This window comes from Tenacibaculum sp. MEBiC06402 (assembly GCF_049239625.1).
Classification (GTDB): domain Bacteria; phylum Bacteroidota; class Bacteroidia; order Flavobacteriales; family Flavobacteriaceae; genus Polaribacter.
Genome location: NZ_JBMKKT010000095.1, coordinates 87447 through 113741, shown reverse-complemented (window position 1 = coordinate 113741; position 26295 = coordinate 87447). Strand labels below are relative to the sequence as shown.

The window sequence follows — 26295 nt, the reverse complement described above, 5'->3', positions numbered from 1 at the left end:
TAATCTTTTCTGTTGAAGAGAAGATGAATTTCAATATCATCATCTTCTCTTTTATCTGGCAAACAGCATTACCTTAAAAATGAAATACAAAATCCAAAAGACTGCTCTAATCACTTCGCCTGTATCATATTCAGAACTTTGAATATGATCTGCATTAAAAACTTCACCTTCTACGACATTTACTGGTCCGCCGTATGAAACAGCTTTTGGCTTTTTAATCTTTGCATTTGTCATCCATAAGTCAATCAATTCTGCAGACTTCTTATCTGGCTCTTCATTGTACTTTGCTTGTGCTTGCAAGATTTCTCTTTCAGGTAATCCTACTTCAATGGTTACCATACGTTTCATCGGTTCTCCTTCAACTTGACGCTGTAATGAAAAGATTGTACATGCTTTATCTTTACAATCGTCGTCATATTCGGCAACACAGTGATGCATTTCATTTCCTTCTTCGTAGAGATCAACTGAGTTTAATAACTCAACAGTTTTATAAACTACTTTTTTACCTTCCTCAACTTCCTCTACATACAAAGGTTTTATTCCCGATGGTTTCCAAGTTAACACCTCACCTATTTCAGCTTTGTATACATTTCTATGCCACTCTCTGGTTTGATTTAATAGTGCATTTAGTGTTCTACTTTTCATTGAAAATGACTGATCTTCTCGATATTTATATGACAAATAATCGATTATTTGATCAACTTCATTTTTAACTAATCCTTTTTGTTTTGCAAAAAACTGAACCACTGTTACCCAAAATTTCTCTTCACTTTCTCTGATAATAGAAAGTCTTGAAAAACCTATTGTTTTGGCTGTTTCTACTGAAGCTCCAAACCCGAGTGCTTGTGCATATCGTAATGCTTGGTTTGCTTCAAAAAAAGCTGGAGCATTTCTAAATTCGTGTGCCATTTTACTTGTTAATTGTACTGGCATTTGTGATAACTCTTTAATGCTTTTTCCTCTTCCTATTTGTATATACCAAAGCATGTATTTTTTATCACTTCTAAAGAATGAACTCTCCAAAAAAGCAGGTGTTTCATAAATTGCAAAACAGTGCTGTATTAATGACTTTAACTGTTCTTCCTTTTCAAAACCTTCTTGCTTCCAGTCTTCTATGTTTCTCACTATTTTATTTCCGAAAGAACTCATTTTATGAACTACCTCTACACTGTAATAATCTCTTAGTATTGCATAACATTTTTGATTATACAAATGAATTAATAGCCTTTTAAAAGTCTCTCTTTTCCAAGTATAGCGCTTCTTACTAGTTTTTCCAAAAAACTCAAGAAGCATGGTCTCAATAGTTCTTTTATAACGTGTTGGTTTATTGTTTTCTCTATCAATTTTTTCAACAAGTTGAATAAAACTACTTTGACGGTTCTCTACATTTTGTGTTTTCCAATTCGTTTTCATTTTTAAAGTTCTTTACTAGATTATTGTCTACGTAAAGCCACTTAATTTCTAAGCCAATACATGTTGATTTTTTGCATTAGCGATTAATTTTGGCAAATACTTCTTCATTCAGAAAACTCACGATAGCTAGTTATTTGAGAGTTTCCCACAGATCAATTCTTCCTAAAAAGGGTATTGTCGAATCTTTTTGAGTTTCGAAATTTTGCTTAAACTACTTTTGGAAAAGGCATAAAAAAATCCGAAACTTTAATTTGGCTTCGGACTATTCATATAATTAGATTGGTATTCTATTTATTACTGAAGTCACGAAGCGAGTATACTAAAGAACCTAGTTCTGTTGTAATACTTTGTTTTACTGTTTTACTAAACATATGTACTTCGTTTTAAAATTGTTTTGTTGCATAATTGCGATGCAAAGATGTGAGGCTTTTTTGAATTACGCAAATCTTTTTTGAATTTATTTTGTTGAAAATCAAATAGTTATGTTGTTTTTATAGAATAGAATTCCTGTCCGAATTTCTTCAGATAACTAATCTACTGATGCAGAACTATGTAGTACTTCACAGGATGTTTTCAATAGCTTGAAAATTTTTCATAAAAAAAGCGTCCAAATTTTACAACTTGGACGCTTTTAAGTGATTTTATACTACAATAACCTATTTGTAACACCATAGAAATCGCTTTTGGGCGTCCATTATGTAATCAAATTGCATTGTCATAGGTTATATATTTTATCGTTTTATTACTTATTTGATGGCAAATATGCCATTTTTATTTGATTAAAGTCCTTAGATTGATTTTAAATTGACTTTTAAAACTACTTAGAAGTTAAATATTCTAAGATTACATATCTCATTGGGTCTGATTTTGAAACTTTCAATAATATTTTATCTCCAATTTTTTTTTCTCCAACAAACTTATTTATCCTAGTAATATCATTATAACTCTTTCCATCACATTTAAATTTATAGTAAATTCTTTGATAATATCCTCCACCTGCTGCATGAGCCCAATTTGTTTTATAAATCTCTGCTTTGATAATCTCAGTTTCTTGACCTATAAATTTATAATCTCCTGTGTAAAATAAATTCAACACATATAGCGCTAATGGCATTAAGGACAACCCGATAATAATATTCTTTATAAACTTAGATTTATTTGAAACTTTTAATTGAGAGTTTTCCCTTTTCCATTTTTCATATTTTATTTTTTGTTCTTTCTTATTTTGAAGGGTTAATTTATCGAACAATTCTCTCGTTTTATTTTCATTTTCATTCAGAAAACTTCGGACATAACTAAAATACTCGGAAATAGTATAAATCTGTATCGTATCAAAATTTGATTCTGTTTGATTAAAGTATTCTATAGAATATATTTCATCTTTCTTATGTAATTTTATTCCTTCATATTGTTCTTCAGAATACACTTTAAAAACTATAAAATTATACTGAGTAAAATCTTGAAGTTCCTCTAAGAATACTATTATTTCATCAAGGGAATTAACTCTATAAGTTTCATCTTTGAATTCAAAAAGTGCTCTTACAATTATCTCCATAACATGTTACCTTTATCACTATAATTTCATGAAATCCTAATCTACATTAAAACAGTCGTGTAACATTTTATATAAGTCGGGATGTTTACGTTGTAATAATTTTGGGCGCTCGAAAAAATACTCAGAAGCAACAGCAAAAAATTCTTCTTTAGATGTTCCTCCATAGTTTCTAATATCAGAATCATCATTGTTAATCGCCTCCATTTTATCATGAACCACATCTAACCATTGCAGTAGATTCTCGTTATCAATTAATGCTTTTGGAATTCCATCTATGTTTCCGTCAAGCTTATCTAACAAATGAACAAACTCGTGAATTCCTGTATTTCCTTTATCTGTTTTATTCAAAAAACCATGATGCAAGGCGCGTCTAGATAAAATCATTTTGTTTTCGAACATTCCATTTCCGACCAAGCCACCAATAGTTTTGTTATCAGATTTTGCAGCAAACTCCAAATTCTCATTAAAATAATCTGGGTAAATAATAACAGTTTTCAAATTTGGATACATCCAGTTATTAAAACCAAATACCGGAATTACTGCGCTTGATGCAACTAAAAGAATATCTAAATCTTCCAATTCAAAATCTACTGCGACAATTTCAATACTATTTAAGAAAGATTGGATTCTCTTTTTAAAATGTAATCGTTGTTGAGCACCTAACTTTTGATAAAACAGTACATTTTCCTCGAGAATTGTATACCAATGTTCTTGAATTTCAATTTTATTTACAACTTCTTGGGATTTCTTCTCTTTTTTTTGAGACAAATAAATAATCAGGAGTAGCGCGATAGTAATAATTATGTAGATCAAAATACTTTTTCTTTGTTGGTAAAATTAAGGAAATTAAATGTTTTCCGAATTTAGAAAAGGCTCAACAAAACCAATAAAATCTAGATTACTCATTTTCCAACGAACACCATGGCCAGAAGCTACTCTAATTTCATAAACAAGTTCATGCTGAAAATGATAATACACATTCCACCACGTTTTATGTTCAAAGACAAATTTCAATATTTCTCGAACTTTTCCCTCTTTCTGTTTTGGATTCCCCTTTACTTTTCCCCAAAAGTTCTTCTCAAATCTTTCTGAATGTTTTTCAAAAGCTCTAACTGCTTTGCTAATTTGACTATTATACAATTGAAAACTAGCGATAAATAAATCGTTATCTAACGGAGGAATTGCTTTCTCATTTCTTACACTGGCTGAAGTGAGACGCTGACCTAATACAATTAAAAAATCTTCCATCTTTGTTTTTTGAATTCTCAAAGCATTCTCTGATTGTTCTTCATTGAATAAGAATAAAAACTCTTTAAATGATTCACTTCGATCAATCTTAAATTCTTCATCAAAAAAAGGCAGATTGAACTTATTTAAAAACTCTTCATCCCCATCAAACGAGCATAGATTATTCGCAAACTCTTCAAGATGTTCATTTTTGAAACGAACTAAATAATGATTTAAATTTCTTTGAAGAATTTCTTCTTTAAGAAACAATAACTTTTGATATAAATTTTCTTTTTTCATTTCTTAAGTTTTTCTTTTCACAATTTAAAAATATAATCAACTCACATAGAGACTCCAACTTCCAAAAGTCAGAGTCCTTATGCTTTACTAATCTAAAAGCCTTTTTAATCTCTTCAACGTTTTCTGATTCAATATTCAAATATTCTTTAACCGCTTCATAATATTCAGAAACCTCGTTAATCTCATCAGGCCAATCATTTATAGCATTAAAAAGATTTAAATAATGTTGACTTTCTGGAAGATTACTATCTATTATATCAATTAACTCGTCTATATTCATTTTCTTCTATTTCTTCTTCGTTTCCAAGGCGCATTCTTTTGCCAGTCTCCTGCCATAATACAACCATAAGGCATAACTTCATCAATTACTTCTCCTAAACCAAATTCTTCCATTTGGTTACGAACTATTTCTGCATTTTTATATGCTGATGGTAATTCAGTAATATCAATTTCATTTGAGAAAAAACGCACATCTAAGCCTTTAGTTTCTTCTTCAAAAATCTCTTCAAAAGTTCCTGTTTTGCTTTTTCTATGTTGAGTTCTACTCACATTTCTACCCGCACCATGTGGAGCAAAACCTAAGTTACCATCCGTCGTTTTTCCTTTAACAATTAATACTGGCTCACTCATATTTAATGGAATTAATCTCGGTCCGGTAATATCTGGCATAAACTTAGGATCTAATGGTGTAGCTCCTTTTGCATGATAGAATAAATCACCATCTTTAAACACAAAATTATGCTCATTCCAGAATCTATTTTCCTTTTCAATTCCTAACTTCTCTAAAGTTGCATCATGTAAAACCTCATGATTCTTTTTAGTCCATTTTCTAATAATTTGTAAGGCTTCCCAATATGCTTTTCCTTCTTCTGTTTCAAAAGGAATCCATGCATTTTGTTTCATCGTTTGTGGAGAAAGTTCTTTTCTAAAACGTTCAGCCACTTTCATACCTTCTTTATATAATCCAGCTCCAAAACCTCTACTTCCATGATGTGTAACCAACATTGTGTTTCCGGTTTTTTTAGATTTTCCAACAAATAGAAAATGGTTTCCGTCTCCTTGTGTTCCTAAATGTGAACGCGCAGCAGCGACACTTTTTTGACCATTTAAAAATCTGTTGTTTTCGATTTCTTCAAGTAAATCTGACGGAAATCTAAACTGATTTTCTCTTGATCTTCCACCGAAACCAAAATGTGTAATACTATGAGCAGCATCTAATACATCCTTTGGATTTGCTTTACCAAAATCTGTTAGCATCACTGAACAACAAATATCTGCACTATGCATTCCCGGATGAATTGCATTTTTTGCTACTGCCACTCCACCTACAGGAATATTACCAGCTGGACCAGTAGGACAAGCATCTGGCATTACCGCTCCGTTAACTAAAGTTGGAGTTTTCATTAGGACTTCCATTGAATTCACCACAGCATTTACATTAGTTTCTTCTAATTCGTTTTCAGCCTTGATATTAATGCTGAAATTTGCTGGCGCTTCTAATAATGGAATCTCAGGTGCAGATCTAAATTGCTCTAAATATTCCACGATTTGAAGATTTGTTAATTCATTTGAATTCACATATTCCATAGCTTCTGGAAACCACTTTCCTGGTTTAAATCCCATTTCAATTAAATCTTTTCCTGTAATTTTCATTTTTGTTTGTTTTAAATTGTTTTGTTTCTTCATAGCATTTCCCCACTTACGGCGTTTTCTTTTTCTTAATCAGACTGCAAATATTTTACAATATTGCGCAATGTTTTTGCGTAATAAAAATTACTTAGAAAAAATTTTGAATTTTATTTGAGAGTAGAAAAGTCTAGAAATAAAAAAAGTGCTTATCAGCACTACTTAAATGGTAAGATTTCAGTTACTATACCATAAACATTTTTCGTCCATCCGTTAAGATGTCCACGATTATTACCTATTACTAATCCTCGTTTGTCGTTTTTACCTTTTACTAAATGTGTAAAACAATTTCCCCGCACTTTACAAAAAACGATATCGCCTTCCTTACAATCTTGCCAATCCACAGGTTCTAAAACCACAGGTTGTCTAGATTTCAAAATTGGTAACATTGAGTTTCCTGGCTCTTTAGAGATAATTGTTTCTCCATTCAATAGCTTTTGAATTTTCCAATTCATAATTATTTGTATTTAAATTAAACATTAATTCAAAGACTATTGTTGAACAAAAAGTAAAAGAACGAATAACTTTATTCCTTTTAAAGTCTGTATAAAATTAGTTTTTATTTTTGTAAAGCAAACTATTTAATTGAAAAAGTTGACTTTACAAGAACGTTTTACCGACTTATTAAGTCGTTTTACAAATGATATTACGTTGATTTCTTCTTTATGGAAATCAATAGAATCAAAGTACACTGAAAAACACAGAACCTACCATAATCTTAAACATTTAGAAGAACTATTCTCTTATTTTGATGATTATAGGACTCATCTTGAACAACCTGATGTAGTAGCTTTTTCTATTTTTTATCATGATATTATTTATAACATTTGGAAAAAAGATAACGAAGAGAAAAGCGCAGATTTTGCCATAGAAGTTTTGAGTAGTTTTTTACCAGAATTAAGTTTAGAGATTATTAAAGAACAGATTATTGCAACAAAAACTCATGAAAGTGAACATCTAGATTCTCAATATTTAATTGATTTTGATTTAGCAATTTTAGGTCAGTCTTCAGAAGTATATCAACAGTATTCGAAGTTAATTCGGACTGAATACAAACTCGTTCCCAATCTATTATACAAACAAGGTAGAAAAAAAGTACTACAACATTTTATTGACAAACCTTTTATTTTTAAGACTGATAGCTTTATTGAAAAATATGAGCAACAAGCGAAAACGAACCTTCAAAACGAATTAAATCAGCTTTAGGCATTGTTTTTGAAATGCTTCTTTCTATGAAAAAACTACTACTACTAATTGCTATTATAAGTTCATCTTTTAAACTGTATTCTCAACTGACTAACGAAGAAGAAAGTTATTTATCCGATATACTGATTAAAAAAATCAATACACTCAGAAAAATAAAAAACATTGGTCCTCTTGAAAAACATATTCAATTAGACAGTGCTGCAAAATTTCACGCTAGTTATATGTGTGAGAAAAACAAACTAACTCACCATCAATTAGAAAGTGAATTTGTAACCCCCAAACATAGAATTGAAAAATACTCAAATGATTTTACAGGATTTGGAGAAAATGTGCTTAAATCAAGATCTATAAAACCACCATTCACAAAAAGAAAACTAACATTACTTGCAAATTTAATGTTTAACTCATGGAAAAAATCAGAAGGCCATTATAAAAACATGATTTCCAGAGAATTTACCCATTCTGGATTTGGTTTTGCTTATTATAAAAAAACCAAGCAAATATATGCTACACATAACTTCGGAACGAAAAGTTTTAAAATTCAAAATCAGTTTTCTAACAACTCCTTTGGTATTGGTGACAATTATGATGACTGTATGGAAATGTTAGATTACAGTAATATTATTGCAAGTTTCGGAAATAATATCAGTATTGAAGACAATGAAATAATTTTTAGATATCATAATCTCTATTATTTTAAAAAAATTTTCAAAGATAAAAATGATGGATTAGCCATCGATTTGGTAAAAAACGAACAATTTGCTTGCAATCAAAGTAATAAATTAGACGATTCTCCGATTTATGATGGGGTATTATTGAAACCTGTTTATAAAGATGAAATACTTTCAAGAAATAAAGCACTAAGTCCTTTTAGACTAAAAGTGTCTTTAGGTAAAATACCGATATCTTTTAATACAAAGGAACTATCTGCAAACCTTATTCTAATTAATAACGGTAATAGATGTGAATACAGAGTTCCCATAACCATCCCTCGTTCTCGTTATGGTTTAATTCCTATTGAACCAGAATTATTTACTCCTTCAATCCAATTAAAAACAGAAGGAATCTCTTTTGTAAAAGAAATATTTTTCGACTTTGGTTCCTCTAAAATAACAGCGAGTAAAATTACTTCGGACACGATTAATCCAAATAGTATTCAGACTATTGATATTAAAAGTTATACTTCTGTTGACGGTACTTATTCTAACAACAAGTATCTTTTTGACAAAAGAGCTTTATTTATTAAAAACTACTTACATAAAAATTACGGTAAATTACATCATAAAATTTCAATTGAATCAAAGGAAAACTGGGAATTGTTTGATTTTCAATTAGAAGTTTTCGGATATTTAAATGAATTACAAAAACCCAAAAAAGAAAAAAGACGATATGCCAATACTACTTTAAAAAGCTTATTCAAGTACCAATTTGAACAACAAAGAAAATCTAAAGCTATTATTTATGAAAAAGGAATTTGGACAACATCAGATAAGAATCACGCAACCTATAATTTGATTGATGCACTACTTCATGAAAATAGTGATTTGGCCAACGTAGCTTTAGTAAACTTATACAAACAAAAAAATGCTGGTTATATTCTTGAACAAGATTTTATTCTAGACAGATTAATACACAAAAAGGAATTAGTACAAAACACCTCAGCGTTAATTATAAAAAACATACAGCAATATCAAACTGATCTTATCATATATTATATTAATTATTGGCTCAAAAGGGCAGATAAACTATCAAAAGATGCTCAAAAAAACTTATTAAATCTTTATACAATAACTACTAGAGAACTTTTAATGTTTTGGGATATAGATAATGAAAGACTTGCTAGAGTATTACACCCAGAAAAGGTCAACCATTTGTTTTCAGAAATAGAAAAATCTGAAGGGAATGACGCTTTATACTTAAATTATCACATGGCTATAATTCAATACTATGCTCAGATTAATGATTATCCTATGATTTCAAGGTCCTTTGATTACATAAGTAACTATTTTAAGAAAAAATCATTAAGTATAGAGGATGATATAAAATTAGCTTTGTTTTTTAATCAATGGAGTAGGTATGATTTAACTTTACAACTACTTGCTAAAGCCTATTTAAATGATCAATTAAATGAAGATGCATTGTTTATTTATGCGCAAACGTTAATGGTAGATAAAAGTAATTCTAATGATATTCTTAGAGAAACAATAGTTGAAGAAGCTTTGAAAAAAAATAAAAAAAGGTGGTGTAAATGGATTAAAAAAGATTTTCAAAATTTACGATATCCATTGATTAAAAATGCATATTGCAATTATTGTAAGTAACTATTATGGCTTCTAATAAAAACGCACTTATTCGCTACAAAACCATTGATCAATGTTTACGAAACACGATGCGTAAATGGACTTTGGATGATTTAATTGATGCTTGTTCTGATGCTTTATATGAATATGAAGGAAAAGATGTGTATGTTAGTAAACGAACTGTTCAGTTAGATATTCAAATGATGCGAAGTGATAAATTGGGTTATAATGCTCCTATTGAAGTTTATCAACGTAAGTATTACAAATATGCCGAAGAAGGCTATTCTATCATGAATATTCCTGTTACTGAAAATGATGTTAAAGTGATGAATGATGCTATTCAGGTGCTTCGTCAGTTTAAAGATTTTTCTTTATTTAAAGAGATGGACGGTGTTTTACAACGACTGGAAGATTCGGTGTATTCTTCTCAAAAAAACAATAGAGCGATTATTCATTTGGATAAGAATGAACAGTTAAAAGGATTACATTTTATTGATCCATTATATAATGCGATTCAGAAAAAACGAGTACTTGAAGTTAACTACAAATCTTTTAGAGCTCGGAAGGAAAGTCAACTCGTTGTTCATCCACAGCTGTTAAAAGAATTTAATAACCGTTGGTTTTTAATTGTTCATCATAAATCAGATTTTATGAATTTGGCTTTAGATAGAATTGTAGCAATTAAGGAAATATCAGATATTAATTATATTGATAAAAACATTGATGGAGATGAATATTTTAAAAATGTAATTGGAGTTACTGTTTCGAATACAAAGCCGAGAAGAATTGAATTTTGGATTGAAAAAAGATTGGCTCCTTATGTAATTACCAAACCATTTCATCATACACAACGTGTTATTAGAGAAACAGAAGATGGTGTCATCTTTAATATTCTAGTGCAACCGAACTTTGAATTGGAACGTGTTATTTTAGGTTATGGAGCATCTATTGAAATTCTAAAACCCGAAAAGTTAAGAACACAAATCCAAAAACAATTACACAGAGCTAGAAATAGATACATTTCACCAAATGAAGAAAGCCCAACAGCGTAAACTATTGGACTTACTTGGTTGTTGATTGGTTGATTGAAATATCTCTTTTTTAAAAAAGAGTATTTTGTACTAATTCAATTACGGTTCCATCGGGATCTTCAAAAGCTACATATATGATAAAAGAAAATGGACCTGTTGGTTTTATTGCTTCTGGACTATACGTTTGAATTCCTTTTGCATGTAGTGTTGCGATATCACTATCTAAATCATCAGTATTGATAGCAATACGTGCAATTCCTAAATGATTTAGCTTTTCATAAGGCATTAATTCACTGTCCGACTCAGTCAGAGTTATTTTTCTTCCATCTCGTAAACCAATATCAGCAACTCCATCTTCTATACTCAAAATTTCAAATCCTATTTCACTGTAAAAGTCAACAGCCGTTTGTAAATCACTAACATTAATATTCGTAGAATACAATCCGTTTACCGAACCTTTACCGAAAATATTTGGCACATTTCCATCATATACCTGATGGATATAAATAGTATTTCCATCCGGATCTTGCACTTTAATCTTCTTTGGATTTAAAAAGCTTCCGGCAAGTAATTCGTAAGCATATCCATTTCTTTTCAATAGTTTCATATCACACCAAACACAACTACTTTTCAAACTTAACGTGGTTATTCCTAAGGCGCTTTCATCTGTGTAAGGTGAAGCATCATCGTAAGGATCGTTGAATTTAATCAAATCGATGACAAAACGATCAAATAGTAATAATGGTGTGGTTTTTAAAGAATAAGGAGGTAAATTTAAACCTTGCGCTTCTACTGGATCAGTAACATTAATATTTAAATCGATAGCTGCTACAAAGCCAAGTAATTCATAAAACTTTTTAGATTTATTAAAATCTCTTACGTTGATGTTATAGTGTAAAATAGAGGCTAAGTTCATATCTGACATTTCTGAACTTCTAGCATCATATTTTACATTGGTTTTACTCAACTCTTGCTCTATAATTAAGTCATCGTTTTTAGAACAACTTGTAAAAGCAACAAACAAAATGAATACAATTCCTGAGAATTGTTTAATGAAAGGGTTTTTCATGATAAATGTTAATTTTAGATTTATTTACAGCAATATTATTAAATAATTGATAGCATTTTAACAAAATTTAACATTTGAAGAAAAAGAAAACATATTGGTTAAATTTAAGCAACTTTAGAATTAGTATTAGCTTGAACTATTATGTTAAAACAAAAAACCCAATAGCAAAGTATTGGGTTATATTATTAAGTTAAAAGAATTTTAAAACGCGAGTCCTACTAAAATTCCGACTCCAATTCCAGCCGTTCCAATGAGTATTTTTTCGAAAATACTTTTTCTTCTTTGACGCTTTCCTTCTTTTTCTATAATGTCTAAACTCTTTGTAGCTTTATCTAAACTTTCGATTGTGTAATCGAGTGCTTTCTGAGTTCGATCTAATGTAATTTGATTTCGCTCATATATTTTTTGATCCAAACTATCTGATTCTTGAAAATTAAGTTTTAGCTTTCTTTCTAGTTCAACATTCCTTGTTAGTGTAGCACTATATCTTTCTACAAGTTCTTTGGTCATTTTATCCTGATCAATCGTAGCTTGATATATACTTTTCATCGCTAAAAATGATTTTTTATTCACTAAATAGATCTCAGAAGTTTTAAACCGATATAAACTATCTTGTTTAACCAACAAGGGTTCTCCAACTCTATTCGCATAAGAAGCTGGAATTTCAATTACTTTTACTGAATCTCTTGCCTGCTGTGCGAAATTTGAAATCATAGCGAAGAAAAAGACAAGAATTATTACTTTTTTCATATTAAATTATTTATTTGGTTCTATTTAATTTACTCCAAAAAGACCGTCTAAAATTACTCTGTCTTTAGCTAACTTATCATTTACCAATTTTATAGAGTCTTTAATTCTTTGCAGTTCTTCCCAGTCTTTAGCATTTTTCTTCCTAAAGTGCAGAATCAAGGAATCTCGTTTGTGAATGATAAAATCTTTCTTAGCTTTCATCTGCTCATACTCTTTTTTGAAAACCTCTAGCTCAGTTTTAGCATTTATAACATTGTCTTTTGACGTTTTTAGTTCTTGACGTGCATTATTTAATTCTATTTCAATCACTTTCCAATTAGAACTTGACTTGAAAACTAAGTAACCTATAATTAATAGTATAATTATGGCTACTATTTGAAGTAGCGTATTTACATTAGTGCTTTTCATTATTAGATTTTTGGTTGATTACATCTTAAGAATGATGAACAGTTAAAGTACTATAATTTTAACAATTTTAAAAAGTTATTACCACCAAAAATTCAGGAGCTTTTCCCCTAAAAATATCATCCTCTTATAAGTAATAAAGTCAATAATAACCATCAGACTTTAAAGATTAATTCCTTTTTTAAAAAAAAATTACATTTTTTTTGAAATTTATTCTTAAATATAAACACCTGTATTACAACACTCTAAGCAAGCACATCTTCTTTCATATTTACTTTTTTTAAAAAATTTTTCACCTTTTGAAAAACCAAGGTCTCAAAAACCTCGTATGTAGAATTGTAAAACGAATTATTTCATTTAAAAACTATCACAATGAAAAAAACACAATTATTTAAAGCATTATTGGTTGTTGCTTCAATCGCAGGACTGATAGCAGCAGACCATATCGATGCTCCAGCAGTTTCTGGTGGAACTTCAGATATCACTGATTTTTATGCCTTTCAAGGAGAAGACACTAATAACATTGTATTTGTTGCAAATGTTAAAGGTTTATTAAGTCCTTCGGAAACAATGAACGCAGCATTTGATGAAAACACAATGATTGAATTCAATATTGATACAAATGGAGACAATATTGAGGATTTAGTTATCCAAGCTACCCCACGAGATGGCAACATGTACTTCTTTGGACCTTATGCTCCTTCATCAACAGGTTTAAACAGTACTATCGACACTTCAGTAACTCAATCAAAAGTAGTTATTACTAAATATGGAGAAGAGCCAATGATTGGTATGGAAAATAGCATGAAATATTTTGCGGGACCTAGAGATGATCCATTCTTTATGGACTTTGCAAGATACGGTGAAATTATTGCTGGAAACGCTTCTGGGTTTAACGATCCTGGTTCTGACACATTTGCTGGTACAAATGTACTTTCAATTGTAGTTGAAGTTCCAAAATCTATGATTGGTGGTTCTGGAACAATAAACACTTGGGTAGAATCAAAAGTAAGATCATAATCAATAAAACTAAACATCATGAAATTAAAAAATATAAAATTATTAGCATTAGCATCATTTGCCATAACAATTATGAGCTGTAGTGATGATACCGATTCAACAATGGTTCCAATTACACCTAATTTTTCTGGAACTTATGTACAACAAGACCAAATGGGAAGACCGGCTATCAATACGGTGTTTGTAAATTCAGACAAAAAAGATGAATTCAATACAACTATTCCTTCTGAGCAAGGAGCTGCTTTTCAAGCAATGTTTGAAACTAACTTAAAAGCCCTAAGTCCAGCTTATGCTAATATGGGTGATAAAAATGCACTTGGATTAGATGCTGCCGCATTTACTGGTGTATTGGCTACAGATGTTTTATCTGTTTCATTAGATGGCACTACTACTTTTTATGACGGAACGAATGTTTTAACAGGTAGAGCTTTAGCAGACGACGTTATTACAGTTGAACTGTTATTAATTTTTGGTGGTGAGGACTTTACAGAAAACCCATCATTATCTGATGATCATGTAGATGCTAACGATAAGAATTTCCTGAGTTCTTTTCCTTACTTAGCCTCTCCTTGGTAGGAGTAGAATTATAATAATCCCTAAGTATAATCCCCAATTATAATCCCCGATAACGGTCCCCCGAACACAGAAGTCCCTAAAAATTATCCCCCAATGGTAATCCCCCTGCTGGTTGATGTATTAAGAGTGTGTCAACCAGTAACTCTACCATCATTTAAAAAATAAAACATCATGAAACTAAAATATTTACTTTATAGCATTGCTTCTTTTGTAGTAATAAGTTGTTCAACTAACAACTCAACAAACATTACCAACAAAAATGATTATGAATACTTCTTAGCTGAATCCAACGATGCAGAAATTTATCGAGTAAAGAAGAATTTATTTTTTTGGAAAAACAAATTAGAAAAAACTCCATCACAATACCCTTATTTAAGTAAAATAGCTTCCATAAATACTAGGTTATTTACCATAACAGGTAATATTGAGTATTTAAAAGAAGCTGAAAAGGAGTTACTAAAAGTAAACGAAAAGGCTTTTTCTGTGGGAAATTTAAGAGCATTAGCAAGAAATTATATTTCGCAACATAAATTCAAACAGGCATTAAACATTTTAAAGAAAGCAGAAAAAAGTGGTGAGAAATTAGTAGCTACTCAAAAAATGCTATTTGATGTTCATTTAGAACTTGGACATGATAATGAGGCCAAACATTATTTAAATCAAATAGAAAAATATGCTGACTTTGACTACTATATAAGAGCTGGAAAGTGGAGTGATCATAAAGGTGATTTGTATTCAGCAATTAATTTTTTAGAAGAAGCGTTGAACATTGCTAAACTAAAAAATGACAAAAACTTACTGGTTTGGAGTTACACGAACTTGGCAGACTTCTACGGACATAATAATGAAATAAAAAAATCATATAAATATTACTTAAAATCTTTAGCAATCGAGCCTCATAATAGTTACGCAAAAAAAGGTATCGCATGGATTGTTTATTCTTATGAAAACAACCCAGATGAGGCAATAAGGATTTTAAATAAAATAAAAGAATTTAATGCTTCTCCAGATTACTCATTACTAATGGCTGAAATATATGAGTACAAGAATAATTTAGAAATGAAGGATAAATATCTGAATTCATTTTTAACTCAAACAGAAAATAAGTCTTACGGGGTTATGTATAATAGTCATATTGCAAAGATTATTCTGGATGAATTTGACGAACAATCGAAAGCATATAACATCATCCTTCAAGAAATTGAAAATAGAGCAACAGCCGAATCTTATGATTTATTAGCTTGGGCTGCATACAAAAAAGGTGACTTTAAAAAGTCATTATCAATAGCTAACGAACATATCGTTGGAAAGAGCTTTGAGCCGTCTTTATTATATCATTTAGCTGAAATTTATAAAGCTAATGGACTACTTGATAAAGCTGCAGAAATTAAAACGGAATTATTGGAATGCAGTTATGAACTAGGACCAGTTACTTTTAATAAAATAGAGAGGCTATAATGAAAACAGAAAAACTTATAATACTACTTAGTTTACTACTAATAGCTTTTTACGGAGAAGCTCAAAAAAGTGATACTTTTTCAATAAATGGACAAATAATAAATCAAAATAAATTACCAATTGCAGACGCTTATATTTACAATTTATCGTCTCAATCGCATGCGCATTCAAATTCAAATGGTTTGTTCAAACTTACTAATTGTCATGTAGGTGATACCATACAAGTCGGAATTTTAGGATATAGCACTCATAAGTTTACTCTTTTAAAAGAAGATCAAAACAAAAAACATATAATTCAACTAACAGAAAAAATCTTTCAACTAGATGAGCTAGTCATTGGAAAAACAAAAAATCCTTTACACTCTATAGTTGCGGTAGACTTAAAAACAAATCCTGTTAATTCTTCACAAGAAATAATGAGAAAAGTACCAGGATTGATAATTGGTCAACACGCTGGTGGTGGTAAAGCAGAACAAATATTTTTAAGAGGATTTGATGTTGATCATGGAACAGATGTAAGTATTAAAGTAGATGGAATGCCTGTGAATATGGTTTCACATGCACATGGTCAAGGATATAGTGATTTACACTTTTTAATTCCTGAAACTATTCAAAAAATAGATTTTGGTAAAGGTCCGTATTATGCAAATCAGGGTGATTTTAACACTGCTGGATATGCTGACTTTTCAACAAAAAACAATATTGAAAAAAACAATATAAGTGTTAGGTTTGGTTATTTTAATACCCTTAGAACTCTCGGTATGTTCAATTTAACCGAGAGTTCTAAAAAAAGTAGTGCTTACATGGCAATTGAATACATAGAAAGCGATGGACCTTTTGAATCTCCTCAGAATTTTAATCGTATCAATTTATTTGCTAAGTATAGAGCTATATTAGAAAACTCAGATCAAATTATTTTAACTGCTTCTCATTTTACGAGTGATTGGGATGCTTCTGGACAAATACCTCAACGTGAGGTTGACAATGGAAACATCACTCGATTTGGAGCAATTGATGATACTGAAGGAGGAGAAACTTCTCGTTCAAACTTTAATATTCAATTATTAAAATCATTACAAGACGGTGGTGGACTTACCGCTAATGCGTATGTATCTAATTATAATTTCGATTTATTTTCTAATTTCACATTCTTTTTAGAATATCCAGTAAACGGTGATCAGATTCGCCAACGTGAACGACGAAATATCTACGGATTCAACGCAAACTATTCAAACAAAAAAGATTTCGGAACAGCTACAGTTAAGTATAACCAAGGAATTGGAATCCGTTTCGATGACATAAAAAACATTGAACTATCAAAAACAAAAAATAGAAATGAAACATTACAGCAAATACAACTTGGAGATGTTAATCAAACAAATTTTTACACCTTTTTTGACGCCAGTTTTAGTACCGGTAAGTTCGAAATATCGCCCGCTTTACGCTTAGACTATTTTAAGTTTTTGTATAACAACAGGCTTGAAACTAATTACCAAACTCTTTCTAAAAGTAAAACGATTGTAAACCCTAAACTTAATGTAACCTACGATGCTAATGACAACTTACAACTGTTTGTTAAAAGTGGAATTGGTTTTCACTCAAATGATGCAAGGGTTATTCTTCAAGAAGATACACGAAAATTACTACCAAGAGCTTATGGTGTAGATGTTGGTGGTGTTTGGAAACCATCAAAAAATTTAATCATAAACTCAGCTTTGTGGTATTTACTTTCTGAAGAAGAATTGGTATACGTTGGCGATGCTGGAATAATTGAACCTTCGGGAAAATCAAGAAGATATGGTTTAGATTTTGGGTTACGTTATCAATTATCTCCTAAAATATATTTTGATTCCGATTTAACATTAACAACTGCTAGAAGTTTAGAAGCAGTTTCTGGTGAAGATTATATTCCATTAGCTCCAGATTTTACATTAACAGGAGGAATTTCTTTTAACGATGTACAAAATTTTTCTGGTGGATTGCAATTTAGATATATAGATAATCGTCCGGCAAACGAAGATAATTCAATCGTTGCTGAAGGTTATTTTGTAAGCGATTTTAACCTTAATTACACAATAAAAAATATTACCCTTGGAGTGAATATTGAAAATATATTTGACACTGAATGGAATGAAACTCAGTTTGCAACAAATTCTCAGTTATCAAATGAAACAGCTCCTGTTGAAGAAATTCATTTTACTCCAGGAACACCATTTAATGCCAAAGCAACCATCACCTATAAATTTTAGTTAAGAGTAGTTTTATGATTTTTATTTAAAATCATCGTTAATGTAATCTATCCGGGGGGCTAAGATTCATTAGCGTAAAACAATAGTCACGTAGTTGTGGCTATTGTTATTTTTATAAATCTCAACTAAAAATATTCTATCTATTGAGACTCAGAGAGAACTTAAATAAGAAAATGAAAATCCAAGACAAATGATTGATAAAATAAAACCCTGTACGATTAAGTACAGGGTTAATTTGTTTATATAATTCTATATTCCTTTTTAAGACTCAACAACTCCAATAGTATATAATTGTTCTAAAGTTGGGCTTTCACTTCCACCTTCTGGCTCTAAAGTAATTCCAAACGCTTGAGATTCATTAGGATTCGATATAGAAAATATTTTATTCGCATCTGCCATAAAATTATCTAATGTACCCAAACTCGTAGGAGTTAATGGCTCTAATTTTAAAGACCATAATTGATACACCTTACCTTTTGGTGGATCAGGAAGCCCTTGAACATCAACATAAATTTTTTCAGTGGTTTTATTCCAATATACTTTTGCATATGAATCAGGTGAAACTTTTTGTCCTTGTAAAGGAATACTAATTACGTTTTTATCACGAATAGCAGCTAACAACGTTTTATTCGTTTCTAAATTTGTAGTTGTTTCTTTTAATTTTTCCTGAAACTGCTCATTTTTAGCACTAGTTTCTTTTAATTCTTCAGATAAAGATGAGCTATTTAATTGAGAGAAAAGTAATGCACTACCTACAATTATTGAAGCCGCCCAACCTGTATAAGTAACCCAGTTTCTTCTTTTCGAATCAATCGGAATTACTTTAGTATTTGACTCTTTATCCTGAATAATTTTAATTAATAAATTCTTGAAAGAAGGTTCTTTTTTAGCCGGAGCAACACTTGATGTTAAAGTTGATACGGTTCCTTCTATTTTTTGCACTTCTGTTAATAGCTCAGGATATTTTAATAGCATTTCATACACTTCTTCATTTTCTTTCTCAGAAAGTGAACCAGCAACATATAACTCTAAAATTCCTGACGCTATGTATTCTTTTATATCCATGATTATTCTAACATTGTTCTTAAGTTAGTAAGACAATTTCTATTTCTCGTTTTTACAGTTCCTAAAGGAATTTCTAAACTCTCAGATGCTTCTTTTTGAGTAAATCCTTTGAAATAAAGTAAATCGATAAGCTTTTTACATGTTTCTGCTAGCTTATTTACAAACCCTTTTATTCCAATTGCATCTGTTCTGTTATCTAAATTAACATTGTCCTGTAATATATCTACGAAAATTTCGGCATCAAGGTTTTTAGATTTCTTGTTAAATTCTTTAGATCTTGTTTTATCAATTGCTGCATTTCGCGCAATATTCAACATCCAAGTAAAAAAACGCCCTTTTTTTGCGGAGTAAGAATGTGCATTGTTCCATGCCTTCATAAATACATCTTGAGTTACTTCTTCTGCAACATCATTGTCTCTAACAATATTAAAAACTACACCTAGAATATTTTTATAATACATTTCATAAAGCTGCTCAAAAGCTAAAGCATCTTTTTCTTTAAACTTTTTCAGAAGTTCTTCGAGTTCCATACTTATGATTTCTGTGAATTTAGTAAAAAAAAGGGTGTTAATTTACATTTATAAATGAAAAAATAATTTTATCGGTTGATTAAAACATTGTAAGTTGTTTTATCATTTGATATACTTTATATCTCCAAGTCTGAACTTTAAACTCCAAAAGAATTTGTTTTCTAAGGTAATATTATGATTAAAATGATAAATTGTAAAACCATTTAGGATTTGATCTGAGGTTTTTTAATCTGTTCAACTTGTCAAAAAATACTTTATCTTGAGTAGAATCAATTATATTTTTATCCTACTTGCTTTGTTAGCAGAGATTATTGGAACTATTGGAGGTTTTGGATCTTCTGTATTTTTTGTGCCAATTGGAAATTTTTACTTTGACTTTTATGCTGTATTAGGACTTACAGCTGTTTTTCACTTATTTAGCAACCTCAGTAAGATTGTTCTCTTTAAAAAAGGAATCGACAAAAAACTACTGATTAATATTGGTATTCCGTCGGTTGTATTTGTTATTATCGGCGGATTATTATCTAAAGTTTTAAAAAGTGATTACTTAGAAATTTTCCTTGCTTTTTTCCTTATTGCATTGAGTTTATTATTTCTAATAAGAAAAAAATTAGTGATTCCTCCAAACAAAAAGAATGCAATTACAGGTGGTATCTTTTCTGGGTTTTCAGCTGGTTTGTTAGGAACTGGGGGAGCTATTAGGGGCTTAACAATGTCTGCTTTTAATTTAGAAAAAAACGTATTTATCGCAACCTCAGCTTTCATCGATTTTTTAATCGATTTTGCTCGTTCAATTGTTTATTTCAAAAACGGATATATCCAAAAAGAATACCTTATATATTTACCTTTTTTACTTTTAATTGGAATCGTAGGTACTTACCTGGGAAAAAAAATATTGGCATACATTCCTCAAGATAAATTTAAAAAAATATCATTACTACTAATATTGCTTATTGGAATAGTTACTCTTATAAATGTATTTGTTAAATTTAGTCCATCTTAAATTGGAATAAAACTCAGGGTCAACTAAAACACAATTAGTAAAATTCAATTAACATTAAATTATGGAGTGGTTCTTTAGCGCCGAAACTTTAGCTTCCTTAATTACCTTAACAATAATGGAAATTGTTTTAGGTATTGATAATATCGTATTTATTACTATTCAAACCGACAAACTTCCTGTTGAACAACAACAAAGAGCTCGTGTTTTAGGACTCGCATTTGCATTATTTACAAGAGTTATTTTACTTTTTAGTATTACTTGGGTCATGACACTTACAAGTACCATTTTTAATGTTGCAAATTGGATAGGAATTTCGGGAGTATGGCATGAAAATTTAGCAATATCGGGTAGAGATTTAATTCTATTGGTAGGTGGATTATTTTTAATTTACAAGAGCATTAGTGAAATATACGAGATGCTCGAAGGAGAGGATAGTGAATTCTCCATAAAAAAGTTATCATTTTTCCAAACGATAGTTCAAATAGGTTTATTAGATATTGTTTTCGGTTTAGACTCGGTTATAACGGCTGTAGGTATGGCGAAACATGTTGAAATAATGGTTATTGCCGTAGTAATAGCCATGGTTATTATGGTTTTTTCAATAAAAATGGTGAGTGGATTTGTAAGTAAACATCCAAGTGTTAAAATATTGGCTTTAGCTTTTTTATTATTAATTGGAATTACCCTTATCGCTGAAAGTATCGAACAACCTATAGCTAAAGGATATATTTATTTTTCTATGGGATTCTCAATTTTTGTAATTTCATTAATTATAAGAATCAAGCCCTCGAAAAATCCAACTTTAAACAATTAATAGCTTTAAATTATATTTTAGAAAAAAGAAAAATCCAGTAGTTTTCACTACTGGATTTTCTTCTTTTTCATTTTTCTTTTTTCGAGTTTAGCAATTTCCCCCTCTACTTATTTCCTAACATTAGTAATTCATTACAAACTACTTCGGTAATGTATCTTTTTTCTCCACTTTCAGTTTCATAACTTCTTGATGTTAATTTTCCTTCAATCATTACTTCACTTCCTTTATCTAAGTAGCTTTCAATAATTTCAGCAGTTTTGTTCCAAGCTACAACGTTGTGCCATTGTGTATCTGTAACTTTTTCTCCATTTGAATTTTTGTACGTTTCATTTGTTGCAACCGAAAATTTTGCCAGTTTCTTTCCAGAATCTAAAAGGATTACTTCTGGTTTGTTTCCTAAATTCCCAATTAACTGTACTCTATTTTTTAATGCGTTCATGTTATTTAATTTTATCGTTTAACAGTTAAGACCTTGCCATTGAATAATGACACTGCAAAGATGCGATGAAATCAAAGTTGAAGTCGGTTGCAAAACAATTACTTTCGATTGTAAACAATTGTAGTCGATTACATTCAGATAATTTTATATATTTACATACTATGGAAAAAAGAATGTGTTTAGAATGTTCAGAAGAACTAAAAGGAAGGTCTGATCAAAAGTTTTGCTCCGATTATTGCCGAAATACTTACAATAACAAAGTCGATAAAGACACTAAAAATTTAATAAGAAACATCAATAATCGACTTAAAAAAAATTACAAAATACTATCTGAATTAAATTCAAGTGGTAAAACAAAAGTATCTAGAACAAAATTGTATGATAAGGGTTTTGACTTTCAATTATTCACATCAATTTACAATACTAAAACAGGTAATACTTACTTTTATGTTTATAACCAAGGTTATTTACCTTTAGAAAACGATTTGTTTTTACTAATAAAAAAAGAACTGTAACTTTTTTGCAAACATTTGACTAATTAGTAAAACTAACGAGCATGGAAATTCTTTTTATTATTATACCTGTAATTGTAGTTATATTTTATCTTATTTATTATTTCGACAATAAACAAATGGTTATCCGTACCTTAAAAAAATTACCGAGTTCGGGTATTAGCGGCATTAGAACCAATCAACTTACGAAAGTAACCGGAAAAGCTTTGCATGTTGAAGAACCATTAACTGCCCCTTTTAGTAAAAGAAAATGTATCTTCTATAAAATAAAAATAGAGGAAAAAAGACATACCGGTAAAAGTTCGCATTGGGCTACCATAGTTAAAGAAGAAAAGTTTCAACCTTTCTTTATTGAAAAAAATGGTGAGTATGTAATTGTATCACCTTCCAGAAACCCAAAAAACTATAAATCTCATTTAGTCGTAGACAAGAAGGCTTCTTATGGTTATTTCCAAGATAGTACACCTGAATTTGAACGACTATTAAAAAATTATAATGTAAGAAGCAAAGGCTTTTTAGGGTTCAAGAAAAACATACGCTATCAAGAAGCAATCATTGAAATAGGTGAAGAAATTACAGTGGCAGGAATTGCTAAATGGAAAAACTTAAACGAGCCAATTGAAGGATATTCATATTCCAAAATTGCTGCTTTAGAAAGCAATGAAAAACAGAAAATCATAATCACAGATTTACCTAAAAAAAGAGTCAACAAAAGAATTTAAATTTTACTTCCAAGAGTTTCCTTTCATCTTCAGGGCTGCTTTTAAAATATCTTTCTGACTTATTTGACCTACTAGTTTTCCATTTTCGACAATAGGAAATCTACGTCTTTTTGATTCTAAAAATTTATTGGCTGCATCAAAAACATTCATATTACCATCGATGGTTTCCACTTCTTTTACCATAGCTTTTCCAACCGTATTACTCTTATCAATTGGTAAATTATAATATCTGCTTTCCGAGATTTGTTTCATACAATCTCCTTCAGAAATAATTCCAATCAATTCATTCTTACTATTAACAACTGGTCCACCAGATATTTTATTTTTTATAAGAGTCTCAATAACATCCTCAATAGCTTGATCTTCTTTAAAAGTTATTAAATCTCTGGTCATATAATCTGAAACTAAAATCGGTTCAGATGGTTTACTAATCGTTACTGTTCGTTTACCTTGAAAGCTTTTAATTCCCATAATTGTGTAGTTTAGTTTATCTAAATATACTGATTTATAGTTACTTATAAAAACATATACTTATGATTTAATTTTCCTATTTTTAATTCCAATAAAACTAACTTAGGTTTCTACTATTAATTTAAAATTAAAAAGAGTATTAAGTATCTTAAAAATTACAGGTGTTAACTGCTTAAAAAAGAAAGTAAAATCAAATGACCACAACCAACAAAACGTTTACCTTATTCATTCTTCTTTTAGCTGTTTATTGGGGGTTCCATGATATGAAACCGAGCTCGGATGAAGTTACCGAAAATTCAATCGAAGAATTGTCTATTACTAATGCTTTACATCATTTAAATAATATTTCTCAAAAGCCACATCATGTCGGTACATCAGAACATAAAAAAGTTCAGAATTATTTATTCACAGAACTAAAAAACTTAGGTTTAGAGCCGGAAATACAAACCAAAACGGTCTTTAATAAGAAGTGGAGAGCCGGCACAACTGTAGAAAATATTATTGCAAAAATTAAAGGTAGTTCAGATGGAAAATCTTTATTAGTAGCAAGTCATTACGACAGTAATCCGCACTCATCCATTGGTGCATCTGATGCGGGATCTGGAATAGTAACTATTTTAGAAGGTATAAGAGCTTTTCTAGTAAAAAACATAATTCCTAAAAACGATATCATAATACTTTTTACTGATGCTGAAGAAATAGGACTGTTAGGTGCAGAGGCTTTTGTAAAATATCATCCTGAAGCAAAAAATGTTGGTCTAGTTTTAAATTTTGAAGCTAGAGGTAGTGGTGGACCTAGCTATATGTTGATGGAAACTAATGGTAAGAACAGTCATCTTTTAAAAGAATTTTTAAATGCCAATACATCATACCCTGCTGCAAACTCATTGATGTACAGTGTCTACAAAATGCTACCAAATGATACTGATTTAACCGTTTTTAGAGAAGGAGCGAATATTAATGGATTTAACTTCGCGTTTATTGGCGATCATTTTGATTACCATACTGTTATGGATAACTATAGAAGATTAGACCGTTCTTCATTAGCTCATCAAAAAGACTATTTTGTTTCTTGTTTAAACTATTTTTCTGAAACTGATTTATCAAAATTAAATAGCGATAAAGATTATGTATTTGTAAATTTTCCTTTCATAGGTTTACTTACATTTCCTTTTGCATGGATTTTGCCTCTCATCGTAATCGCCATTATTATTCTTATAGGACTTATTTTTATTGGAATTCGAAAGAAAGCCTTAACTGAATTAGGTATTTTAAAAGGAAGTATCCCTTTTTTAGCATCTTTAACTTCTGGTACTGTAGTAACGATTTTATTGTGGAAACTAATTTTAATACTTCATCCGTCTTATAATGATATGCTGCATGGTTTTACCTACAATGGGTATTATTACATAGCCGCCTTTTGTCTTTTAAATATTTGGATTGTTTTTAAAATATATAACCAATTCAAAAATATAAAATCTATCGATTTATTGGTATTCCCTATTATTTTTTGGGTGCTAATAAACATACTTATCTATAACTATATAAGAGGCGCAGCATTCTTTTTAATTCCAATTTTTACGGCGCTACTAGTATTATCCTTACTAATTATTGAAAATAAAAGAGTTAAAAACCTAACTATTACAATTTTGTTTATTCCCTCGTTATACATTTTTGGACCATTAATAAAAATGTTTCCTGTAGGTTTAGGTTTAAAGAACTTATTTATTTCTGCAATATTTATAGCCTTATTATTGGGACTGTTAATTCCTATTTTTCATCAAAATAAAAGAAAAAACCAATGGGTAATATTAGCCGGTATCGGAACGATTCTTTTTTTCTTTCTAGCTACTATAAATAGTGGATTTTCAATAGATAGAAGAAAACCAAATAGTTTAGTTTACATTCAAAATATTGACACCAAAACTGCGTATTGGGGAACTTATAATAAAACTTTAGACAACTACACTAAACAAATTTTTGATCAAAGTTTTACTGAAGGAAGCATAAAAAATGCTGAAACTGTAAACAAATACAACAGAAAATTCAACTATCTGAAAAAAGCTGATTATAAAGAAATTAAAACTTCTATTATTCAAAAAGAATTAGACACTATTATAGGTAATGAGCGTGAAATTTGGTTGAAAATTCAACCACAAAGGGACATTACGAAATATGAGATTTTTAACAATAATCAAATACAACTATCCTCTTTATCGGCCAATTCTGCACCTATTTATGAGGAAAATAAAAACCTAAAAAAACAAACACTCTTAATCTATCATTTAGGAAATGAAGATAAAGGGTTAAATCTTAGAATTAAGTTTCAAAAAGATCAAAAGCTACACCTCACTTTAAATGAAGTGTCGAACGAATTACTTTCTCATTCGTCTTTCAACTTAAAAGTTAGAGATGATAAGATGATGCCAATGCCATTTGTAACTAATGATGCTATCATTAGTAGTAAAGAAATTATTATAGAATAATTTTAACT

At 30.0% G+C, this 26295-nt stretch carries 24 protein-coding genes and 2 pseudogenes; 12 read left to right on the top strand and 14 right to left on the bottom strand.

Translation table 11 applies throughout. The features are described 5' to 3' along the window. Positions 1-51: 51 nt before the first annotated feature. From ACOSP6_RS08850 to ACOSP6_RS08820, 7 genes are all read right to left on the bottom strand, one after another. On the bottom strand, positions 52-1413 hold the full coding sequence (locus ACOSP6_RS08850; protein ID WP_422095165.1) for a PcfJ domain-containing protein: 1362 nt from the start codon (positions 1411-1413) through the stop codon (positions 52-54). 817 nt (positions 1414-2230) lie between these two features. After that, entirely contained in the window at positions 2231-2968 is a 738-nt protein-coding gene (locus tag ACOSP6_RS08845) for a hypothetical protein (protein WP_422095164.1), read from the bottom strand. Positions 2969-3004: 36 nt separating this feature from the next. Continuing rightward, positions 3005-3781: a zinc-dependent peptidase gene (locus ACOSP6_RS08840; protein ID WP_422095163.1), complete on the bottom strand. Its 777-nt coding sequence runs from the start codon at positions 3779-3781 to the stop codon at positions 3005-3007. A 33-nt stretch (positions 3782-3814) separates the two neighbouring features. Beyond that, positions 3815-4495, bottom strand: a complete 681-nt coding sequence (locus ACOSP6_RS08835; protein WP_422095162.1) for a hypothetical protein — start codon at positions 4493-4495, stop codon at positions 3815-3817. Then, positions 4455-4775, bottom strand: coding sequence for a hypothetical protein (locus tag ACOSP6_RS08830; protein WP_422095161.1), 321 nt, complete (start codon positions 4773-4775; stop codon positions 4455-4457). The genes ACOSP6_RS08835 and ACOSP6_RS08830 overlap by 41 nt, the downstream gene beginning before the upstream one ends. Beyond that, positions 4772-6148: an RtcB family protein gene (locus tag ACOSP6_RS08825; protein ID WP_422095160.1), complete on the bottom strand. Its 1377-nt coding sequence runs from the start codon at positions 6146-6148 to the stop codon at positions 4772-4774. The genes ACOSP6_RS08830 and ACOSP6_RS08825 overlap by 4 nt, the downstream gene beginning before the upstream one ends. A 191-nt stretch (positions 6149-6339) precedes the next feature. Next, complete coding sequence (locus ACOSP6_RS08820) at positions 6340-6636, bottom strand: hypothetical protein (protein ID WP_422095159.1); 297 nt, start codon at positions 6634-6636, stop codon at positions 6340-6342. Positions 6637-6766: 130 nt separating this feature from the next. Here ACOSP6_RS08820 and ACOSP6_RS08815 point away from each other — a divergent pair, with 130 nt between their 5' ends. From ACOSP6_RS08815 to ACOSP6_RS08805, 3 genes are read left to right on the top strand one after another with little or no spacing between them, the layout of a single operon-like run. Then, entirely contained in the window at positions 6767-7387 is a 621-nt protein-coding gene (locus ACOSP6_RS08815) for a hypothetical protein (protein ID WP_422095158.1), read from the top strand. Positions 7388-7413: 26 nt separating this feature from the next. Then, the gene (locus ACOSP6_RS08810) at positions 7414-9708 is read left to right on the top strand and encodes a CAP domain-containing protein (protein ID WP_422095157.1); all 2295 of its coding nucleotides are present in this window, start codon (positions 7414-7416) and stop codon (positions 9706-9708) included. Positions 9709-9713: 5 nt separating this feature from the next. Next, on the top strand, positions 9714-10739 hold the full coding sequence (locus tag ACOSP6_RS08805) for a helix-turn-helix transcriptional regulator (protein WP_422095156.1): 1026 nt from the start codon (positions 9714-9716) through the stop codon (positions 10737-10739). 49 nt (positions 10740-10788) lie between these two features. Here ACOSP6_RS08805 and ACOSP6_RS08800 read toward each other — a convergent pair whose 3' ends face one another. From ACOSP6_RS08800 to ACOSP6_RS08790, 3 genes are all read right to left on the bottom strand, one after another. Continuing rightward, positions 10789-11787, bottom strand: coding sequence for a VOC family protein (locus ACOSP6_RS08800; RefSeq protein WP_422095155.1), 999 nt, complete (start codon positions 11785-11787; stop codon positions 10789-10791). Between the two features lie 201 nt (positions 11788-11988). Next, on the bottom strand, positions 11989-12537 hold the full coding sequence (locus tag ACOSP6_RS08795; RefSeq protein WP_422095154.1) for a hypothetical protein: 549 nt from the start codon (positions 12535-12537) through the stop codon (positions 11989-11991). 24 nt (positions 12538-12561) lie between these two features. Next, positions 12562-12945, bottom strand: coding sequence for a hypothetical protein (locus tag ACOSP6_RS08790; RefSeq protein ID WP_422095153.1), 384 nt, complete (start codon positions 12943-12945; stop codon positions 12562-12564). A 369-nt stretch (positions 12946-13314) separates the two neighbouring features. On the opposite strand from ACOSP6_RS08790, the pseudogene ACOSP6_RS08785 reads away from it, so the two are divergent. The 4 genes and pseudogenes from ACOSP6_RS08785 to ACOSP6_RS08770 all read left to right on the top strand — a co-directional run. Next, positions 13315-13587 (top strand): annotated as a pseudogene (locus ACOSP6_RS08785) (DUF4331 family protein); the annotation flags it as partial. A 30-nt stretch (positions 13588-13617) separates the two neighbouring features. Continuing rightward, positions 13618-14538 (top strand): annotated as a pseudogene (locus ACOSP6_RS08780) (DUF4331 family protein). 171 nt (positions 14539-14709) lie between these two features. Then, entirely contained in the window at positions 14710-15996 is a 1287-nt protein-coding gene (locus ACOSP6_RS08775; protein WP_422095152.1) for a tetratricopeptide repeat protein, read from the top strand. Continuing rightward, positions 15996-18245 (top strand): TonB-dependent receptor, encoded by a 2250-nt coding sequence (locus ACOSP6_RS08770; protein ID WP_422095151.1) that lies wholly within the window; start codon positions 15996-15998, stop codon positions 18243-18245. The genes ACOSP6_RS08775 and ACOSP6_RS08770 overlap by 1 nt, the downstream gene beginning before the upstream one ends. A gap of 261 nt (positions 18246-18506) precedes the next feature. Here ACOSP6_RS08770 and ACOSP6_RS08765 read toward each other — a convergent pair whose 3' ends face one another. Together ACOSP6_RS08765 and ACOSP6_RS08760 are read right to left on the bottom strand one after the other, a co-directional pair. Further along, complete coding sequence (locus tag ACOSP6_RS08765) at positions 18507-19310, bottom strand: anti-sigma factor (RefSeq protein ID WP_422095150.1); 804 nt, start codon at positions 19308-19310, stop codon at positions 18507-18509. Positions 19311-19312: 2 nt separating this feature from the next. Then, positions 19313-19840 (bottom strand): RNA polymerase sigma factor, encoded by a 528-nt coding sequence (locus ACOSP6_RS08760; RefSeq protein WP_422095149.1) that lies wholly within the window; start codon positions 19838-19840, stop codon positions 19313-19315. Positions 19841-20096: 256 nt separating this feature from the next. Between ACOSP6_RS08760 and ACOSP6_RS08755 the strand changes: the two genes are divergently transcribed. Together ACOSP6_RS08755 and ACOSP6_RS08750 are read left to right on the top strand one after the other, a co-directional pair. Further along, the gene (locus tag ACOSP6_RS08755; RefSeq protein WP_422095593.1) at positions 20097-20843 is read left to right on the top strand and encodes a sulfite exporter TauE/SafE family protein; all 747 of its coding nucleotides are present in this window, start codon (positions 20097-20099) and stop codon (positions 20841-20843) included. Between the two features lie 61 nt (positions 20844-20904). Further along, positions 20905-21657 (top strand): TerC family protein, encoded by a 753-nt coding sequence (locus tag ACOSP6_RS08750; protein WP_422095148.1) that lies wholly within the window; start codon positions 20905-20907, stop codon positions 21655-21657. Between the two features lie 103 nt (positions 21658-21760). Here the strand turns inward: ACOSP6_RS08750 and ACOSP6_RS08745 are convergent, their stop codons facing one another. After that, entirely contained in the window at positions 21761-22096 is a 336-nt protein-coding gene (locus tag ACOSP6_RS08745) for a single-stranded DNA-binding protein (RefSeq protein WP_422095147.1), read from the bottom strand. A gap of 161 nt (positions 22097-22257) precedes the next feature. On the opposite strand from ACOSP6_RS08745, the gene ACOSP6_RS08740 reads away from it, so the two are divergent. Both ACOSP6_RS08740 and ACOSP6_RS08735 read left to right on the top strand, forming a co-directional pair. Further along, positions 22258-22611, top strand: a complete 354-nt coding sequence (locus tag ACOSP6_RS08740; RefSeq protein ID WP_422095146.1) for a hypothetical protein — start codon at positions 22258-22260, stop codon at positions 22609-22611. A gap of 41 nt (positions 22612-22652) precedes the next feature. Further along, positions 22653-23330 carry a GIDE domain-containing protein gene (locus ACOSP6_RS08735; RefSeq protein WP_422095145.1) on the top strand — a complete coding sequence of 226 codons (678 nt, stop codon included), beginning with the start codon at positions 22653-22655 and terminating at the stop codon, positions 23328-23330. A 3-nt stretch (positions 23331-23333) separates the two neighbouring features. Here the strand turns inward: ACOSP6_RS08735 and ACOSP6_RS08730 are convergent, their stop codons facing one another. Then, positions 23334-23801 carry a CBS domain-containing protein gene (locus tag ACOSP6_RS08730; RefSeq protein ID WP_422095144.1) on the bottom strand — a complete coding sequence of 156 codons (468 nt, stop codon included), beginning with the start codon at positions 23799-23801 and terminating at the stop codon, positions 23334-23336. 194 nt (positions 23802-23995) lie between these two features. Here ACOSP6_RS08730 and ACOSP6_RS08725 point away from each other — a divergent pair, with 194 nt between their 5' ends. After that, positions 23996-26287: a M28 family peptidase gene (locus ACOSP6_RS08725; protein WP_422095143.1), complete on the top strand. Its 2292-nt coding sequence runs from the start codon at positions 23996-23998 to the stop codon at positions 26285-26287. Positions 26288-26295 lie beyond the last annotated feature (8 nt).

What these genes read in the sequence shown, in the direction of transcription:
- ACOSP6_RS08760 (WP_422095149.1), bottom strand. Translation starts at nt 19,840, where the DNA reads ATGGAACTCGAAGAACTTCTGAAAAAGTTTAAAGAAAAAGATGCTTTA.
- ACOSP6_RS08845 (WP_422095164.1), bottom strand. Translation starts at nt 2,968, where the DNA reads ATGGAGATAATTGTAAGAGCACTTTTTGAATTCAAAGATGAAACTTAT.
- ACOSP6_RS08775 (WP_422095152.1), top strand. Translation starts at nt 14,710, where the DNA reads ATGAAACTAAAATATTTACTTTATAGCATTGCTTCTTTTGTAGTAATA.
- ACOSP6_RS08765 (WP_422095150.1), bottom strand. Translation starts at nt 19,310, where the DNA reads ATGGATATAAAAGAATACATAGCGTCAGGAATTTTAGAGTTATATGTT.
- ACOSP6_RS08735 (WP_422095145.1), top strand. Translation starts at nt 22,653, where the DNA reads ATGGAAATTCTTTTTATTATTATACCTGTAATTGTAGTTATATTTTAT.
- ACOSP6_RS08790 (WP_422095153.1), bottom strand. Translation starts at nt 12,945, where the DNA reads ATGAAAAGCACTAATGTAAATACGCTACTTCAAATAGTAGCCATAATT.
- ACOSP6_RS08850 (WP_422095165.1), bottom strand. Translation starts at nt 1,413, where the DNA reads ATGAAAACGAATTGGAAAACACAAAATGTAGAGAACCGTCAAAGTAGT.
- ACOSP6_RS08745 (WP_422095147.1), bottom strand. Translation starts at nt 22,096, where the DNA reads ATGAACGCATTAAAAAATAGAGTACAGTTAATTGGGAATTTAGGAAAC.
- ACOSP6_RS08820 (WP_422095159.1), bottom strand. Translation starts at nt 6,636, where the DNA reads ATGAATTGGAAAATTCAAAAGCTATTGAATGGAGAAACAATTATCTCT.
- ACOSP6_RS08835 (WP_422095162.1), bottom strand. Translation starts at nt 4,495, where the DNA reads ATGAAAAAAGAAAATTTATATCAAAAGTTATTGTTTCTTAAAGAAGAA.
- ACOSP6_RS08740 (WP_422095146.1), top strand. Translation starts at nt 22,258, where the DNA reads ATGGAAAAAAGAATGTGTTTAGAATGTTCAGAAGAACTAAAAGGAAGG.
- ACOSP6_RS08810 (WP_422095157.1), top strand. Translation starts at nt 7,414, where the DNA reads ATGAAAAAACTACTACTACTAATTGCTATTATAAGTTCATCTTTTAAA.
- ACOSP6_RS08750 (WP_422095148.1), top strand. Translation starts at nt 20,905, where the DNA reads ATGGAGTGGTTCTTTAGCGCCGAAACTTTAGCTTCCTTAATTACCTTA.
- ACOSP6_RS08800 (WP_422095155.1), bottom strand. Translation starts at nt 11,787, where the DNA reads ATGAAAAACCCTTTCATTAAACAATTCTCAGGAATTGTATTCATTTTG.
- ACOSP6_RS08730 (WP_422095144.1), bottom strand. Translation starts at nt 23,801, where the DNA reads ATGGGAATTAAAAGCTTTCAAGGTAAACGAACAGTAACGATTAGTAAA.
- ACOSP6_RS08805 (WP_422095156.1), top strand. Translation starts at nt 9,714, where the DNA reads ATGGCTTCTAATAAAAACGCACTTATTCGCTACAAAACCATTGATCAA.
- ACOSP6_RS08770 (WP_422095151.1), top strand. Translation starts at nt 15,996, where the DNA reads ATGAAAACAGAAAAACTTATAATACTACTTAGTTTACTACTAATAGCT.
- ACOSP6_RS08830 (WP_422095161.1), bottom strand. Translation starts at nt 4,775, where the DNA reads ATGAATATAGACGAGTTAATTGATATAATAGATAGTAATCTTCCAGAA.
- ACOSP6_RS08825 (WP_422095160.1), bottom strand. Translation starts at nt 6,148, where the DNA reads ATGAAAATTACAGGAAAAGATTTAATTGAAATGGGATTTAAACCAGGA.
- ACOSP6_RS08795 (WP_422095154.1), bottom strand. Translation starts at nt 12,537, where the DNA reads ATGAAAAAAGTAATAATTCTTGTCTTTTTCTTCGCTATGATTTCAAAT.
- ACOSP6_RS08725 (WP_422095143.1), top strand. Translation starts at nt 23,996, where the DNA reads ATGACCACAACCAACAAAACGTTTACCTTATTCATTCTTCTTTTAGCT.